Genomic DNA, 14,905 nt, shown 5'->3' on the forward strand with positions numbered 1-14,905 from the left:
TCCGGGATTCAGCCGGCGAGCGGGAACATGCAGGCCCGCCGGCCCTCGGGCGAGGCCAGCCACTCCAGCCTCTCGGCCGTGCCCGTGCCGGGCAACGGGGTGTGGAGCACGATCGCCAGGTCGGGGCGGGCCGGCACGCGCAGCTGCGTCGACTCCACGTGGAGCGCGCCGGCGACCGGATGGTCGATCTGCTTCTCCACCTGGCCGCCGGGCCGCACGTCACCGCGGTCCCACAGCTCGGCGAACTCCGGGCTGAGCTCCCGCGCCTCCTCGATCACGGCCCGGAAGCCCTCGTCGTGGGGGTTCTCGGAGCAGGCCGCCCGGTACTGGGCCACCACCATGCAGGCGATCTGCTCCCACTGCGCCGCGCGGGACCGGTAGATGGGGTCGGTGAAGAAGGCGACCAGGCAGTTCTGCACGATCTCCGGGCGCATCCCGAACACCAGCGCGGCCGCGTCGTTGTACGCCACGGTGTTCCAGTACACGTCCATGATGTGCGCGGGGAACGGCATCCAGGCCTCGATGAGCCGCTTCAGGCCGTCGCACATGCCCTGGTCGTCGGGGGCGACTTCCAGGGCCGGCGGGTTGAGTCCGGCGAGCACGTACAGGTGCCGGCGCTCGGCGCTGCTCAGCTTCAGCACCCGGCCCACCGCGTCCAGGACCTGCGAGGACACCGTGATGTCGCGGCCCTGTTCGAGCCACTGGTACCAGGAGACGCCGACCCCGGCGAGCACGGCCACCTCTTCGCGGCGCAGGCCCGGGGTGCGTCGGCGGGCCCCGCCGTCCGGCAGGCCGGCCTCGGCCGGGGTGATCCGCGCGCGCCTGGTCATCAGGAACTCGCGCAGTTCCGTCCGGCGGTGCTCATCGGTCGCTGTGGCCACGAAATCCCCCTGTTCGGCTGCCTGGTGGTGCCGCCAACAGGATAAGTTCCCACTCTGCACGGACATTCCCCGGCCACGAAGGTGGTGGCCATGGCGATCGACACACATCCCACGACCACCGGGCCGCGCCCGGCGACCCCCGAAGACACCCGGCTCTCCGGCCGGGCCCGGCTGGTCCTCTTCGTCCTCTGCGCCGCCCAGTTCATGGTGGCGCTCGACTTCTCCGTCCTGAACGTGGCCCTGCCGGTGCTCGGCGAGGACCTGGGCCTCGGCCGGTCCGCCCTCCAGTGGGCGGTCACCGCGTTCGCGCTGCCCTCCGGCGGCTTCCTCCTCCTGTTCGGCCGGATCGCCGACCTGTACGGCCGCAAGAAGCTGTTCCTCATCGGCCTCGCGCTGTTCGGCGCGGCCTCCGTCCTCGCGACCCTCGCCTGGGACCCGGCGTCCTTCCTGACCGGGCGGGCCCTGCAGGGGCTGGGCGCGGCGGTCATCGTGCCCACCGGCATGTCCCTGCTGACCACGACGTTCCCCGAGGGTCCGCTGCGCGACAAGGCGCTGGGCATCTCCGGCACCCTGCTGTCCCTCGGCTTCACCGTCGGCATGGTCCTCGGCGGCGTGATGACCGACACCCTGGGCTGGCGCTCCACGATGGGCCTGCTCGCGGTCGCGTCGGTGGTCGTCCTGGCCCTCGCCCCGGGCCTGCTGCCGGAATCGCGTACCGCCGAGCGGCCGCGCCTGGACGTGCCCGGCGCCGTCACCGTCACCGGCGGACTGCTCGCGCTGATCTACGCCCTGACGACGGCGGCCGAGCGCGGTTTCGGCGACGCGGACGTCCGGGGCACGCTGGTGGCCGGACTCGTCCTGCTCACCGCGTTCGTGGCGGTGGAGTCGAGGTCGCCGGCCCCGCTGGTGTCGCTGCCGATGCTGAAGCGTCGCACGATCGCGTGGGGCAACATCGGTGGCCTGGTGACGTTCTCGATGATGTCGACGGTCGTCTTCGTGCTGACCCTCTACCTCCAGGAGACCCTGGAGCTGTCGTCCTTCCGTACGGGTCTGGTCTTCGGCGTCCAGGGCCTCGCGTCCGTCCTCGCCGGTTCGTACGCCTCGAAGGTCATCGGCCGCTTCGGTGCCCGCCGCACCCTGGTCGGCTCGCTGCTCGGCCAGGGCCTGCTGGGCGTCGCCCTGCTCGGCGTGGGCACGGGGTCGGGCGCCCTGCTGGCGACCGCGGCCGTCTCGCTGGCCAGCATGTGCCACCTCGGCGCGATCGTCTCCTACGGAGTGGTGGTGACGAGCGGCGTGCCCGACGAGGAGCAGGGCCTGGCGACCGGCCTGGTCACCACCACCCAGCAGGTCGGCATCACCATCGGCATCCCGCTGCTCGGTGTGCTGGCCACCACGCAGGCCTCGCTCTTCGACGGGGTGCGCACGGTCCTCGCGGTCGACGCGGCGATCGTGATCGCGGCGGCCCTCCTGGTGGGCCTCGGCCTCGGCCGCCGCAAGGCCTGAGCGCCGGCCGCCCCGGGCGGTCCCCGGTCCGGCCCGTCACCGGGGCCGGACCGGGGACCGCCCGGGGACGGTTCGGGGACGCGGCGGGGTGTCAGTCCCGCAGCACCGGGATGACGTACTGGCCGTACGCGTCGATCGTGGCCTCGCGCGCGTCGTGCATGTCGTAGACGGCGAACTGGTCGACGCCGAGGTCGCGCAGGACGCGGAGCTTCTCGATGTGGGCCTCGGCCGGGCCCAGGAGGCAGAAGCGGTCGACGATCTCGTCGGGGACGAAGTCCGCGGACGGGTTCCCGGCGCGGCCGTGGTGGCTGTAGTCGTAGCCCTGGCGGGCCTTGATGTACTCGGTGAGCTCGTCGGGCACCATCGAGGAGTGCTCGCCGTAGCGGGTGACGAGGTCGGCGACGTGGTTGCCGACCATTCCACCGAACCAGCGGCACTGGTCGCGGGCGTGCGCGAGGTCCTCGCTCACGTACGCGGGGGCCGCCACGCAGATGGTGATGTCCGCCGGATCGCGGCCGGCCTCGGCGGCGGCCTCACGGACCGACTTCACCATCCACTCGGTGAGGTACGGGTCGGCGAGCTGGAGGATGAACCCGTCCGCCTTCTGCCCGGCGAGGGCCAGGGCCTTCGGCCCGTACGCCGCCATCCACACCGGCAGCCTGCCCTCGCGGACCCACGGCAGCCGGACCGGGTTGCCGTCGACCAGCGCCTCGCGGCCCTCGGCGAGGTCCCGGATGACGTCGATGGCCTCGCCGAGGCGGGCCAGGGTGTTGGGTTTGCGTCCGGCGACCCGCATCGCCGAGTCGCCGCGGCCGATCCCGCAGACGGTGCGGTTGCCGAACATGTCGTTGAGGGTGGCGAAGGTGGAGGCGGTGACCTCCCAGGTGCGGGTGCCCGGGTTGGTGACCATCGGGCCCACGTGCAGCTTGCGGGTGTGTTCCAGGATCTGGCTGTAGATGACGAACGGCTCCTGCCACAGCACCGCGGAGTCGAAGGTCCAGCCGTAGCGGAAGCCGTTGCGCTCGGCGCGGCGCATGAGGCTGATGACCTGCGAGGCGGGCGGGTCGGTTTGCAGGACGAGGCCGAAGTCCATGGGGCGGCTCCTTGACGCTTACAGGTACTGGCAGGTGGAGCGGGGGATGAAGGCCCCGTGGCCGGCCCGGCCGGTGAATTCGCGCTGGTCGATGACGAGTTCGCCGCGCGACAGCACGGTGTCGACGCGTCCGGTGATCCGCTTGCCCTCGTACGCCGAGTAGTCCACGTTCATGTGGTGCGTCTCGGCGGAGATGACCTGCTCGGCGTGCGGATCGTAGAGGACGATGTCGGCGTCGGAGCCCGGCGCGATGGTGCCCTTCTGGGGGTAGAGGCCGAACATCCGGGCCGGGGTCGCGCAGGCGATCTCGATCCAGCGGCGGCGGCTGATGTGCCCGTCCAGGACGGCCTGGTGGAGGAGGTCCATCCGGTTCTCCACGCCGGGCAGCCCGTTGGGGATCTTGGAGAAGTCGCCGCGGCCGAGCTCCTTCTGGCCGCGGAAGCAGAAGGGGCAGTGGTCGGTGGAGACCACCTGGAGGTCGTTGGTCCGCAGCCCCCGCCACAGCGCCGCCTGGTGCTCCCGCGGCCGCAGCGGCGTGGAGCAGACGTACTTGGCGCCCTGGAAGTCCGGCTCGGCGAGGTTGTCGGTGGACAGGAACAGGTACTGCGGGCAGGTCTCCCCGAAGACGGGCAGTCCCTTGTCGCGGGCGGCGGCCAGCTCGGCCACCGCTTCCTCCGCCGAGACGTGGACCACGTACAGCGGCGCGCCGGCGACCCGGGCGAGCTGGATCGCCCGGTGGGTCGCCTCGGCTTCCAGGAGCACCTTGCGGACCTCGCCGTGGTGGCGGGGGTCGGTCTCCCCGCGCGCCAGGGCCTGTTCGACGAGGACGTCGATCGCGATGCCGTTCTCGGCGTGCATCATGATCAGCCCGCCGTTGGAGGCGCCCCGCTGCATGGCGCGCAGGATCTGCCCGTCGTCGCTGTAGAAGACGCCGGGGTAGGCCATGAACAGCTTGAAGGAGGTGACGCCCTCCCCGACGAGGAGGTCCATCTCCTTCAGGGTGCCCTCGTTGACGTCCGAGAGGATCATGTGGAAGGCGTAGTCGACGGCGCAGTTGCCGTCGGCCTTGGCGTACCAGGTGTCGAGTCCCTCGCGCAGGGAGTGGCCCACGCTCTGCACGGCGAAGTCGACGATGGTGGTGGTGCCGCCCCAGGCGGCGGCCCGGGTCCCGGTCTCGAAGGTGTCCGAGGCGGAGGTGCCGCCGAAGGGGAGTTCCATGTGGGTGTGGGCGTCGACCCCGCCCGGGATCACGTACTTCCCGCTCGCGTCGATCGTGCGGTCGGCCGTCCACGGCTCGGCGGCCGCCGAGCCGTGTGCGGCGAGGGCCGCCACGCGGCCGTCCTCGATCAGGACGTCCGCGTGCAGTTTGTCGGCGGCGGTGATGACGAGGCCGCCGCGGATCAGGGTGCGGATGCTCATGGGAGTCCCCCTACTCGATGCTGCGCAAGGCCTGTTCGAGGATCTCGGCGCCCTCTTCCGCCTCGGAGACGGTGAGGGACAGGGGCGGCGCGATGCGCAGCACGCTGGTGTTGTACCCGCCGCCCTTGCCGAGCAGCAGGCCGCGTTCGCGGGCCGCCTCCAGGACGGCGGCGGCGGCGTCCGGGTCGGCCTCGTCGGTCCCCGGCTTCGTCAGCTCCAGCCCGGCCATCAGGCCCCGGCCGCGGACCTCCCGTACGGCGGGTGCGTGCGCGGCGACGGCGCGGAGCCGGTCCAGGAGCAGGCCGCCGACGCGGCGGGCGTTGCCCTGGAGGTCGTGCTCCAGCAGGTACGCGAGGTTCGCGACGCCGGCCGCCATGGTGACCGGGGAACCTCCGAAGGTGGAGATGGAGTTGGAGTCGATGCAGTTCATCACCTCGGCGCGGGCGACGACGCCTCCGATGGACATGCCGTTGCCGATGCCCTTGGCGAAGGTGAGGATGTCGGGCGGCCCGTTCTGGGCGTGCGCCTGCCAGCCCCAGAAGTGCTCGCCGGTACGGCCCCAGCCGGTCTGCACCTCGTCGCTGATCCACAGGATGCCGTGGCGGTCCAGCACCTCGCGGAAGGCCCCGTACAGGCCGTCGGGCGGGGAGGTGAAACCGCCGACGCCCTGGATCGGCTCGGCGATGAGGGCCGCCACTCCCCCGCGGGCCTGGCCGAGCACGTCCTCCAGGTCCGCGACGGCGGCCGCGGTGAAGGCGGCGTCGTCCAGGTGGGCGAGGGGGCCGCGGGTGCGGACCGCGCCCTGGACGTAGTACGTCTGGAGCGGCGAAAGGCTGGTCGGGGACCAGCCGCGGTTGCCGGTGATGGAGACCGTGGAGAAGGACCGTCCGTGGTAGCTGTTGCGCATCGCCAGGATCTGGTTGGAGCGGCGGTACGTCGTCGCGAGCAGCAGGGCGGTGTCGTTGGCCTCGGTGCCGGAGGTGGTGAAGAAGACCCGGGCGTCGGGGATGCCGGACAGGGCGGCGACCCGCTCGGCCAGCTCGATCATCGGCCGGTTCAGGTACAGGGTGGAGGAGTGGATGAGCCTCCCTGCCTGTTCGGAGACGGCCTTGGTGACCTCGGGCAGGGCGTGGGCGGTCATCGTGGTGAGGATGCCGCCGAAGAAGTCGAGGTAGCGGTTGCCGTCGGCGTCCCAGACGTGCCGGCCCTCGCCGTGCGTGAGCTCGATGGGGTGCTTGTAGTAGAGCGCGAGCCAGTCGGGCAGGACGGTGCGGTGGCGGCTGTGGAGCGGGGTGGGGTCGGTCACGGCTGTACGAGCCCTCCGTAGGCGTCGGGGCGGCGGTCCCGGTAGAAGGCCCACTGGTCGCGGACCTCCTTGATCAGGTCGAAGTCCAGGTCACGGACGAGGAGTTCCTCCTCCTTGTCGCTGGCGACCTCGCCGACGAACCGGCCGCGCGGGTCGACGAAGTAGCTGGTGCCGTAGAAGTCGTTGTCGCCGTACTCCTCCTGGCCGACGCGGTTGATCGCGGCGACGAAGTACTCGTTGGCGACGGCGGACGCGGGCTGTTCCAGCTGCCACAGGTAGGAGGACAGGCCCCGGTGGGTGGCGGAGGGGTTGTAGACCAGCTGGGCCCCGGCCAGCCCCAGGGCGCGCCAGCCCTCGGGGAAGTGGCGGTCGTAGCAGATGTAGACGCCGACCTTCCCGACGGCGGTGTCGAAGACCGGCCAGCCGAGGTTGCCCGGGCGGAAGTAGTACTTCTCCCAGAAGCCCTTGACCTGGGGGATGTGGTGCTTGCGGTACTTGCCCAGGTAGCTGCCGTCGGCGTCGATGACGGCGGCGGTGTTGTAGTAGAAGCCCTCGCTCTCCAGCTCGAAGACCGGGACGACGATGACCATGCCGGTCTCGCGGGCGAGCTCCTGCATGCGGCGGACGGTGGGGCCGTCGGGGACGGCCTCGGCCCAGCGGTAGTGCTCGGGCTCCTGGACCTGGCAGAAGTAGGGGGCGTTGAACACCTCCTGGAAGCCGATGATCTTCGCCCCCTGGGCGGCGGCCCGGCGGGCGTGCTCCTCGTGTTTGGCGATCATCGATTCGGTGTCTCCGGTCCAGGTGGCCTGGACCAGCGCGGCGCGGACGACTTGGGCCATGAGCTGCTCCTCGCGACGGGAACGCCGAGTTCTACGCACGTAGATGATGTCCGTAGGGAGTAGAACGTAGGCCCCGTCACAGCGTGGGGCAAGACCGCCGTGCGCTGTTGGAGTAGTCGATCAGGTTACGTCCCCCCGCGGTCGATTGCGGTCAGCAGACGGGCGGGTTAGGGGAAGCTTGTCGGACCGCACCCCGTCCGAGCCGAGCCGCGCAGCCGCACGGTGCGGCTCAAAAACCGGGGCTCCGCCCCGCACCCCGCTCCTCAAACGCCGGAGGGGCTGGATTGGTGCGGCGGAGCCGGAGTGGTGCGGCCAGGCTGGATGGTGCGTCAGCACTGGAGAGTGGAGGCGGATCAGCCGGGTCGGGTGGGGTGGGGGTGGGTGTGTGTCGGGGTGATCCCCGCAGGGTGCCGAACGCACTGCCGCCGAGCTGTCCGACCTCCCGACACGTTCGGCGCCCGAGGAGACACCCCGGCGCGCGCCCGCCCCCACCCCAACCGGCCCCACCCCGCCGACCCCGCCCGAGCGGCGCAGCCAAAGGGCCCGCGCACCCCGACCCCGCCCAAGCGGCGCAGCCGACCGGCGGGTGACCGCCTCACCCCGTCCCCAGCCCGGCCACCCGCAGGGCGTGGGCGAGGTCGCGGTGGTGGGAGCCGGGGAGGGCGCGGGCCGCCTGGAGCAGGCGTGGGGCGAACCACTGGGGGTCGCGGCGGGCCAGCCCGGCCGCCTCCTCGGCGGTGCGGACCCGGACGAAGGCGCCGAGGAGGGCGTCGGCCTCACGGGTGCGGCCGGCTTCGCCGAGGGCGAGCGCGGCGTCCGCGACCTCGGCGGCGGGTCGGGCGACGCCCTGGCGCAGCAGGGCGTCGCAGTCGGCCTCCCGGCCGGCCTCGCCGAGAGCCGCGGCGGCCGCCGCGAGCCGCGCGGGCGGGAGCGAGCCCGCCTCCCACAGCAAAGTGGCCCAGTCGGCCGCGAGCCCGACGCGGCCCAGCTCGGCGGCCAGCCCCGGCAGCCGCTCGGCGGGCCCGGCGGCGGCCTCGCAGAGCAGCACGTGCGCCTCCCCGCTGCGGCCCTGAGCGCGCAGCGCGAGCAGTTCCTCGGCGACGGCCCCCACGGTCCCGGCCACGGCGGACGTCGAGTGGGGCGCGGCCTCGCCGCCCACGGCCCCGCCGCCCGCCGCCGGAGCCGCCCGGTGGGGTGGCGTCACGGGCTCCGGCCGGGGCCGGCCGAACCGGGCGCCACGGGGCAACGGCCCCTGCTGCGGCCCGAAGCGTGCTCCGCGCGGGGCGGGCAGGCCGGGCTCCTCCCCCGGGCCGGCGGGCTCCGGCGCCCCCGTGTCGGCCGGCTGTCCGGGAGGCGGGGTGAAGGCCGGCACCTCGGGGGCCGCGGACCCGGCGTAGCGGGCACCCCCGGCACGCCGTCCTCCGCGCAGCCACCGCCCCTCGGCCCGTCCCACGGTCCCGTGCCCGCCCGTCGCGTCGGCTCCGCCGGGCGCCGGGGCCGCCTGCCCGCCCGGCGGATCGAACCGTTCGCCCGGCGCTCCGGACCGGACGCCCGGCGCCTCGGACCAGGCGGCCGGGTGGTGCGGCCGCTCGGCGGGCACGGGCCGTTGGCGGGGGACGCCGGGCAGCGGGGCGGCGGGTTCCGGGCGGTCGGGCCGCAGGGCCGTCAGGCGCGCGACCAGGTCCTCGTGGCGGGCCGCGGCGCGGGCCACGTCGTCCTGGGTCCAGGAGAGTTCGCGGGTCAGGGCGTCCCTCTCCGCCGGGTCGGCGCAGACGGAGAGCCGCGCCGTCAGGTTCCGCAGGGCCGTCTCCGAGTCGGCCCGCAGGGCCGCGGACGCCGCGAGCAGGGTCCGCAGCTCTTCCTCGCCGCCCGGCAGCCGGTCCCACACGGTGACGGCCGCCGCCCGCAGCCGCGCCGCGTATACGGTCTCCCGCGCCGCGGACTCCGCGCCCCGCGCCCCCGCCAGGTCCCTCAGCAGGGACTCCACCACGTCCCACGGCGGCATCGCGGCCCCCTCCAGGCAAGCCCGCATGCCCTCCGGATCCCGGCGCAGGAACTCCCCGTACCAGCCTGCCCCGGGATCCAACCTCTGGGTCAACCCCCGCAAGTATCCCGAGAGTTGACTGATCGCCAGTGAAGTCGCGGTCTCCATGACCGCATTGGATCCCACCCGTGTTACGGGCGGGCTACGGGAGTCTCAAAGCTTGACGGCGATCGCGGTGTGCGGACGCTTCCCGCGCCGCGCCAGGGTGGCGGGCACGTCCACCAGCCAGTACTGCCACGTGTACTTGCGCGACATCAGCTTCCGCACCCGCCGCAGCCCCGCCTCGTCGAGCAGCCGGGCCTCGCCCTCGCGCACCGGCGCCCCCTCGCGGACGCGCCCGCGCACGTCGCACGCGGTGACGGTGACCCGCCCGTTGTTGCGGATGCGCTTGACCTTCCACGTTTCGGTCCGCGTCCACACGTACAGCTCGCCGCCGTCGGCCACCGCCCAGACCGGCGTCGCGACGGGCGTGCCGTCCTTGCGGTAGGTGGTGAGACTGATGTAGCGCGCTCTGCCGAGTTCCTCGAGATCCATGACGCGACCCTAGCCCCGGGGGCCGTCCGGTGGGGGCGGGGGCGTCCTTCCGTTCGCCGCGGCAGGACCGCGGGCCGTCTTCGAGGGGGCGCGGCCCTCCTCGTCGGCGGGTGCCGGGCCGTCGGGGGCGGTGCACGCGGCGAGCAGCAGGCCGCCCGCGAGGAGGGCGCCGAGGATTCCGAGACCGAGTCGCTGGGATGCGTTCGTGGCTGACACGCCTTCACGCTTGCCCCGCACCCCCGTCCCCCCACCGCCGATTGGGCCGTTCGGCCCGTGCGCCCGCCCGGACGGACCGGTCCGACGTCAGGCGGGCACGGCGGCGCAGCGCGTCAGCAGGTCGTCCAGCGAGAGGCCGAGCGCGCCGGCCAGCGCGGCGACCGTGAAGAAGGCGGGGGTGGGCGCCCGGCCGGTCTCGATCTTGCGGAGGGTCTCGGCGGAGAGCCCCGCGCCGGCGGCGACCTCGACCATGCTGCGGCCGCCGCGCGCCTCGCGCAACAGGGCGCCGAGCCGCTCGCCGCGCTCGCGCTCTTCGGGGGTGAGAGGGGTACGGACCATGCGGTCATCCTACCCCGGCAGCCAATAACTATCCCGTCATTGTTATACCGGTATAGTTATTGGCATGGTGGAACTGAAGACGGACCGGGAGATCGACGAGATGCGCGCCGCGGGCCGGGTGGTCGGCCGCGCCCTGGCCGCCGTACGGGAGGCGGCGCGCGTCGGGATGACCCTGCTGGACCTGGACCGGGTGGCCCGCGGGGTGCTGGAGGAGGAGGGCGCGACCTCGCCCTTCCTGGGCTACCGGCCGCGGTTCGCACCGGTGCCCTTCCCCGGCGTGGTGTGCGCCTCGGTCAACGACGCGATCGTGCACGGCATCCCCGACGGGTACCGGCTGCGCGACGGCGACCTGGTCAGCATCGACTGCGGGGCGAAGCTCCGCGGCTGGGTGGGGGACGCGGCGGTGAGCTTCACCGTCGGCCGGGCCCGCCCGGCCGACCTGCGACTGATCGAGACCTCCGAGGCGGCCCTCGCGGCCGGGATCGCCGCCGCCGTGCCCGGCAACAGGATCGGGGACATCGCCCACGCCGTCGGCACGGTCTGCCGCGCCGCCGGGTACGGCGTCCCGGACGGCTTCGGCGGCCACGGCATCGGCCGCGCCATGCACGAGGACCCCGGCGTGCCCAACGAGGGCCCGCCGGGACGCGGCATGAAGCTGCGTCCCGGCATGGTCCTCGCCATCGAGCCGATGCTGATCGCGGGCGGTACGGACGACTACCGCTGCGACGCTGACGGCTGGACCCTGCGCACCGTCGACGGCAGCCGCGCCGCGCACGCGGAGCACACGGTCGCGATCACCGCCGGGGGCCCGAGGGTCCTCACCGCCCTCTGAGCGCTACGGCTTGCCGTGCGGGTGGACCACCATGGCCGAGCCGCCGCCGCGGCGGCTGGTCTCGGCCGCCGCCAGCCAGCGGCCGTCGGGCAGGCGCTGGACACCGGTGGCGGCGCCGATCTCCGGGTTCTGCCTGAAGCCCTGGCCGAGCGCCTCCAGCGAGGCGCGCAGCGGGCTGTTCCACAGGCCCGGCTCCAGCTCGGTGGTGGTCTGGTTGCGCTGGCTGGCGCGCGGCGCGGCGATCGCGTCGACCAGCGGCAGGCCCCGGTCCAGGTGTCCGATGAGGGTCTGCAGGACGGTGGTGATGATGGTGGCGCCGCCCGGCGAACCCACGGCGAGCACCGGCCGGCCGTCCTCCAGCACGATCGTCGGGGACATGGAGGAGCGCGGCCGCTTGCCCGGGCCGGGCAGGTTCGGGTCCGGGACCCCGGGCGCCGCCGGGGCGAAGGAGAAGTCGGTGAGCTCGTTGTTCAGCAGGAATCCGCGGCCCGGCACGGTGATCGCGCTGCCGCCGGTGGACTCGATGGTCAGGGTGTAGGACACCACGTTCCCCCAGCGGTCGGCGACCGTCAGGTGCGTGGTGTTCTCCCCTTCGTACGTGGTCGGGGCGGCCTGCCCGGTGCTGGCGCACGGCACCGGGCTGCGCGGGTCACCGGGGGCGAGCGGGCTGGTCAGCGTACGGTCCGGCGTGATCAGGCAGGCGCGCGAGTCGGCGAAGCGCTGCGAGAGGAGTTCGCGCGTCGGCACGCTCGTGGCGGCTGGGTCGCCGACCCAGCGGCCGCGGTCGGCGAAGGAGATCCGCGAGGCCTCGATGAACCGGTGCAGGTACTGCGTCTCGGAGAGCTTCGCGAGGTCGGTGCGCTCCAGGATGTTGAGGGCCTCGCCGACGGTGGTGCCGCCGGAGGAGGAGGGCGCCATGCCGTAGACGTCCAGGCCGCGGTATCCCACCCGGGTCGGGTCCTGCCGCTTGGTGGCGTACGCGCGCAGGTCACCGGTGGTCAGGTCGCCGGAGCGGACGATCCGCGTCGCCGCCGGGTCCACAGGGGGCTTGCGGACGGCTCGGACGATCTCGTCGGCGAGGGGGCCGCGGTAGAGCGCGCCCGTGCCCTTGCGGGCCAGTTCGGCGTAGGTGGCGGCCAGGTCCGGGTTCTTGAAGGTGGAGCCGACCACCGGCAGGGCGCCGCCGGGCAGGAAGAGCTTCGAGGTGTCCGGGAAGTCCCGGAAGCGGGCCTCGTTGAGCTCGGTCTGGGCGCGGAACGTGCTGTCCACGGTGAAGCCGTCGCGGGCCAGTTTCTCGGCGGGCCTGAGGAGTTGGCGCAGCGGGCGGGTGCCCCACGCGTCGAGGGCGCTCGCCCAGGTGGCGGGGGTGCCGGGGACGCCGACGCCGAGGCCGCTGGTCTGGCCCTCGGCGAAGGGGATGGGGACGCCGTTCTCCTGGAAGAGGGTCTCGCCGGCCGAGGCGGGCGCGGTCTCACGGCCGTCGATGGTGTGCACGCGGCGGGACTTGGCGTCGTAGTAGACGAGGTAGCCGCCTCCGCCGATGCCCGCCGAGTAGGGCTCGGTGACCCCGAGCGCGGCGGCGGTGGCGACGGCGGCGTCCACGGCGTTGCCGCCGGAGCGCAGGACGTCGATCCCCACCGCCGAGGCGTCGGCGTCGACACTCGCGACGGCCCCGCCGTAGCCCGCGGCGACCGGGACCTTCGCCGGCGGGGCCGGGGACCCGGCGGCGGACGGCGGTGCGGCGCCGGTCGAGACGAGTGCGGCGACGACGGCCAGCAGCGGTAACGTGCGGGCGACGGGACGGTGCATCCGGACCTCCAGTGGCAGCGTGGCGCCGAGCCTAGCGCCGAGTCCCCCGGCCCGTCAGGGCGCCTTGCGGCGGCCGGGTGTCCCGGTGCGGCGGTCACGGCGCTAGCATCCCGCGCATGAACGACGACGTGCGCAACATCCTGCTCGGGGTGATAGCCACCGCTCTCAGCGGCGGGCTCGGCTGGTTCGCCCGCACCTACCTCTGGCGGCGCGCGCTCCGCCGCAAGCAGGCCTTCTTCGGCCTGCCGACCGGCTCCGACTGCCTGTTCGTGGTCAACCGGCAGATGGGCGGCACCGATTCGTCCCTGCACCGCAACGACGCCTTCGCCCTGCTGGAGATCTCCTCCCTGATCAAGGACTGTGGGGCGACGGTGCAGATCGTCACCCAGGACGGGGCCCGCCAGGGCTTCGGAGAGCGCGCCGAGTTCTGTGTGGGCGGGCCGGCCTCCAACGCACGGACGACCGCGCACCTGGCCTCCATGCTGCCGGGGGTGCGGACCGACGTCGGGCTCGCGTCGGGGCATCCGGACCGCGGGGCCATCCGGATCGGCGGGGAGGCGTACCGCTGGGTGAAGGGCGAGGTCGAGCACGTCCTGCTGGCGCGGCTGACCACGGAGCAGGGCAGCCGGCCGGTGTTCCTGCTGTCGGGGCAGACCGCCATCAGCAACCAGGCCGCGGCCCGTTACCTGGCCAGGCACCACGAGCGGCTGGCCCGCAAGTACGGCAAGGGGTCGTTCTGCCTCGTGCTGAAGGTGATCAACTCCGATGCGTACGGGCCCGACGTCACGGAGCTGGTGGCGGACGTCACCGGGCCGGCCCGGACACCCGAACCGGCAGCCGCGTGATGCCGTTGATGAAGTTCGACACCAACCGCCTGGGCGGGCCCGCGAGTTCCGGCACCGGCATGGCCGCGCACCACTCCTCGTAGAGGACGCGCAGCTGGAGCCGGGCGAAGTGGGCGCCGAGGCAGACGTGCGGGCCGTCCCCGAAGGAGACGTGCGGATTGGGCGTCCGGCCGAGGTCGAGGCGGCCGGGGTCGGTGAAGACCCGCTCGTCGTGGTTGGCGGAGGCGTGGAAGACCACCACCTTGTCCCCGGCCCGGACCGGCCGACCGGCCAGTTCGGTGTCGACGGCGGCGGTGCGGCGGAAGCTGAGCACCGGCGGGTGGACGCGCAGGAGTTCGTCGACGGCCCGGTCCACGGGGACCCGTCCGGCGGCGAGCCGCCGGTAGGCGTCCGGGGCGTGGGCCAGTGCGAGCAGGCCGCCGGGGGCGGCGCTGCGCACGGTGTCGTTGCCGGCGACGGTCAGCAGGAAGAAGAACATCTCCAGTTCGGCCGTTTCGAGTCCGGCCCCGGCGAGGGCGGTCATCAGGTCGTCGCCGGGGTGCGCGCGCTTGTGGGCGGCCAGTTCGCGGGCGTACGCGAACATCTCGCCGAGCAGCGCCGGGGAGCGCGGGTTGAGGGGTCTGCCGTCCGGGCCGGGCACGGGCGCCGGGGCGTCCTCGGGGTCCTGGTAGCCGATGATCCGTACGGTCCACTCCAGCAGCAGGGCGCGGTCGGCCGCCGGGACGCCCAGCAGGTCGGTGAGGTTCAGCAGCGCGTATTCGTCGGTGACGGTGCGCACGACGTCGGCGGCGCCGTCCTCGGCGGCGTCCCGCGCGCCGGCCAGCAGGGCGCGGGCGCGTTCCCGTACCCGGCCGGCGAAGGCGTCGACGCGGGCCGGGGTGAAGGCGCGGGAGACGAGCCGGCGCAGCCCGCCGTGCTCCGGCGGGTCCTGGTTGAGCATGGTGCGCCGCAGGAACGGCAGGTCGGCCGGGTCGGGGTCGCGGATCTGGGTGGCCCCGAGGCGGGAGGAGTACGTCCGGTGGTCGCGCAGCACGCGGACGACGTCGGCGTGCCGGGTGACGGCCCAGAACCCGGGGCCCGCCGGCCAGCCCTGGACCTCCGGCTCCGGCTGCCAGGCCACCGGATGGTGCTCGCGCAGCAGCCGGTAGCTGTCGTGCGGGATGCCCTCGGCGTAGATCCGGGGGTCGAAGACGTCCGGGACGTCCGCGGCGTGATCCATGGGGCCACCGTGACGGGTGCGCGGCC

At 73.7% G+C, this 14,905-nt stretch carries 14 protein-coding genes; 3 read left to right on the forward strand and 11 right to left on the reverse strand.

The window, feature by feature from the left end; translation table 11 throughout:
* Nucleotides 1–8: 8 nt before the first annotated feature.
* The gene (locus tag ACFYP3_RS30315) at nucleotides 9–830 is read right to left on the reverse strand and encodes a helix-turn-helix transcriptional regulator (RefSeq protein ID WP_388839458.1); all 822 of its coding nucleotides are present in this window, start codon (nucleotides 828–830) and stop codon (nucleotides 9–11) included.
* Between the two features lie 141 nt (nucleotides 831–971).
* Between ACFYP3_RS30315 and ACFYP3_RS30320 the strand changes: the two genes are divergently transcribed.
* Nucleotides 972–2,384, forward strand: a complete 1,413-nt coding sequence (locus ACFYP3_RS30320; protein WP_388839365.1) for an MFS transporter — start codon at nucleotides 972–974, stop codon at nucleotides 2,382–2,384.
* Between the two features lie 91 nt (nucleotides 2,385–2,475).
* Here the strand turns inward: ACFYP3_RS30320 and ACFYP3_RS30325 are convergent, their stop codons facing one another.
* The 8 genes from ACFYP3_RS30325 to ACFYP3_RS30360 form a co-directional block, all read right to left on the reverse strand.
* Nucleotides 2,476–3,477 (reverse strand): TIGR03842 family LLM class F420-dependent oxidoreductase, encoded by a 1,002-nt coding sequence (locus ACFYP3_RS30325; protein ID WP_388839368.1) that lies wholly within the window; start codon nucleotides 3,475–3,477, stop codon nucleotides 2,476–2,478.
* An 18-nt stretch (nucleotides 3,478–3,495) separates the two neighbouring features.
* Nucleotides 3,496–4,896: a dihydropyrimidinase gene (gene hydA, locus ACFYP3_RS30330; protein ID WP_388839370.1), complete on the reverse strand. Its 1,401-nt coding sequence runs from the start codon at nucleotides 4,894–4,896 to the stop codon at nucleotides 3,496–3,498.
* A 10-nt stretch (nucleotides 4,897–4,906) separates the two neighbouring features.
* Nucleotides 4,907–6,202 carry an aspartate aminotransferase family protein gene (locus tag ACFYP3_RS30335; protein ID WP_388839373.1) on the reverse strand — a complete coding sequence of 432 codons (1,296 nt, stop codon included), beginning with the start codon at nucleotides 6,200–6,202 and terminating at the stop codon, nucleotides 4,907–4,909.
* Complete coding sequence (locus ACFYP3_RS30340) at nucleotides 6,199–7,041, reverse strand: nitrilase-related carbon-nitrogen hydrolase (RefSeq protein WP_388839375.1); 843 nt, start codon at nucleotides 7,039–7,041, stop codon at nucleotides 6,199–6,201. Before ACFYP3_RS30340 ends, ACFYP3_RS30335 begins: the two co-directional genes overlap by 4 nt.
* A gap of 595 nt (nucleotides 7,042–7,636) precedes the next feature.
* A complete protein-coding gene (locus tag ACFYP3_RS30345; protein ID WP_388839378.1) occupies nucleotides 7,637–9,139 on the reverse strand; it encodes a hypothetical protein in 1,503 nt (500 codons plus the stop codon).
* 99 nt (nucleotides 9,140–9,238) lie between these two features.
* On the reverse strand, nucleotides 9,239–9,619 hold the full coding sequence (locus tag ACFYP3_RS30350; RefSeq protein WP_388839382.1) for a PPOX class F420-dependent oxidoreductase: 381 nt from the start codon (nucleotides 9,617–9,619) through the stop codon (nucleotides 9,239–9,241).
* 9 nt (nucleotides 9,620–9,628) lie between these two features.
* Nucleotides 9,629–9,835 carry a hypothetical protein gene (locus tag ACFYP3_RS30355; protein ID WP_388839385.1) on the reverse strand — a complete coding sequence of 69 codons (207 nt, stop codon included), beginning with the start codon at nucleotides 9,833–9,835 and terminating at the stop codon, nucleotides 9,629–9,631.
* Between the two features lie 87 nt (nucleotides 9,836–9,922).
* Nucleotides 9,923–10,174, reverse strand: a complete 252-nt coding sequence (locus tag ACFYP3_RS30360) for a helix-turn-helix transcriptional regulator (protein WP_319734192.1) — start codon at nucleotides 10,172–10,174, stop codon at nucleotides 9,923–9,925.
* Between the two features lie 64 nt (nucleotides 10,175–10,238).
* Here ACFYP3_RS30360 and map point away from each other — a divergent pair, with 64 nt between their 5' ends.
* Nucleotides 10,239–11,006 carry a type I methionyl aminopeptidase gene (gene map / locus ACFYP3_RS30365; RefSeq protein WP_388839389.1) on the forward strand — a complete coding sequence of 256 codons (768 nt, stop codon included), beginning with the start codon at nucleotides 10,239–10,241 and terminating at the stop codon, nucleotides 11,004–11,006.
* A gap of 3 nt (nucleotides 11,007–11,009) precedes the next feature.
* Here map and ggt read toward each other — a convergent pair whose 3' ends face one another.
* Nucleotides 11,010–12,815 (reverse strand): gamma-glutamyltransferase, encoded by a 1,806-nt coding sequence (gene ggt / locus ACFYP3_RS30370; protein ID WP_388839392.1) that lies wholly within the window; start codon nucleotides 12,813–12,815, stop codon nucleotides 11,010–11,012.
* Between the two features lie 116 nt (nucleotides 12,816–12,931).
* On the opposite strand from ggt, the gene ACFYP3_RS30375 reads away from it, so the two are divergent.
* Nucleotides 12,932–13,660, forward strand: coding sequence for a hypothetical protein (locus ACFYP3_RS30375; RefSeq protein ID WP_388839395.1), 729 nt, complete (start codon nucleotides 12,932–12,934; stop codon nucleotides 13,658–13,660).
* On the opposite strand, the gene ACFYP3_RS30380 is transcribed toward ACFYP3_RS30375, so the two are convergent.
* The gene (locus ACFYP3_RS30380) at nucleotides 13,620–14,879 is read right to left on the reverse strand and encodes a cytochrome P450 (protein WP_388839397.1); all 1,260 of its coding nucleotides are present in this window, start codon (nucleotides 14,877–14,879) and stop codon (nucleotides 13,620–13,622) included. The genes ACFYP3_RS30375 and ACFYP3_RS30380 overlap by 41 nt on opposite strands.
* Nucleotides 14,880–14,905 lie beyond the last annotated feature (26 nt).

The organism is Streptomyces sp. NPDC005533, assembly GCF_042871845.1.
In the GTDB taxonomy this organism is placed as follows: Bacteria; Actinomycetota; Actinomycetes; order Streptomycetales; family Streptomycetaceae; genus Streptomyces.

What these genes read in the sequence shown, in the direction of transcription:
- ACFYP3_RS30315 (WP_388839458.1), bottom strand. Translation starts at nt 830, where the DNA reads ATGACCAGGCGCGCGCGGATCACCCCGGCCGAGGCCGGCCTGCCGGAC.
- ACFYP3_RS30320 (WP_388839365.1), top strand. Translation starts at nt 972, where the DNA reads ATGGCGATCGACACACATCCCACGACCACCGGGCCGCGCCCGGCGACC.
- ACFYP3_RS30325 (WP_388839368.1), bottom strand. Translation starts at nt 3,477, where the DNA reads ATGGACTTCGGCCTCGTCCTGCAAACCGACCCGCCCGCCTCGCAGGTC.
- hydA (WP_388839370.1), bottom strand. Translation starts at nt 4,896, where the DNA reads ATGAGCATCCGCACCCTGATCCGCGGCGGCCTCGTCATCACCGCCGCC.
- ACFYP3_RS30340 (WP_388839375.1), bottom strand. Translation starts at nt 7,041, where the DNA reads ATGGCCCAAGTCGTCCGCGCCGCGCTGGTCCAGGCCACCTGGACCGGA.
- ACFYP3_RS30350 (WP_388839382.1), bottom strand. Translation starts at nt 9,619, where the DNA reads ATGGATCTCGAGGAACTCGGCAGAGCGCGCTACATCAGTCTCACCACC.
- ACFYP3_RS30360 (WP_319734192.1), bottom strand. Translation starts at nt 10,174, where the DNA reads ATGGTCCGTACCCCTCTCACCCCCGAAGAGCGCGAGCGCGGCGAGCGG.
- map (WP_388839389.1), top strand. Translation starts at nt 10,239, where the DNA reads ATGGTGGAACTGAAGACGGACCGGGAGATCGACGAGATGCGCGCCGCG.
- ggt (WP_388839392.1), bottom strand. Translation starts at nt 12,815, where the DNA reads ATGCACCGTCCCGTCGCCCGCACGTTACCGCTGCTGGCCGTCGTCGCC.
- ACFYP3_RS30375 (WP_388839395.1), top strand. Translation starts at nt 12,932, where the DNA reads ATGAACGACGACGTGCGCAACATCCTGCTCGGGGTGATAGCCACCGCT.
- ACFYP3_RS30380 (WP_388839397.1), bottom strand. Translation starts at nt 14,879, where the DNA reads ATGGATCACGCCGCGGACGTCCCGGACGTCTTCGACCCCCGGATCTAC.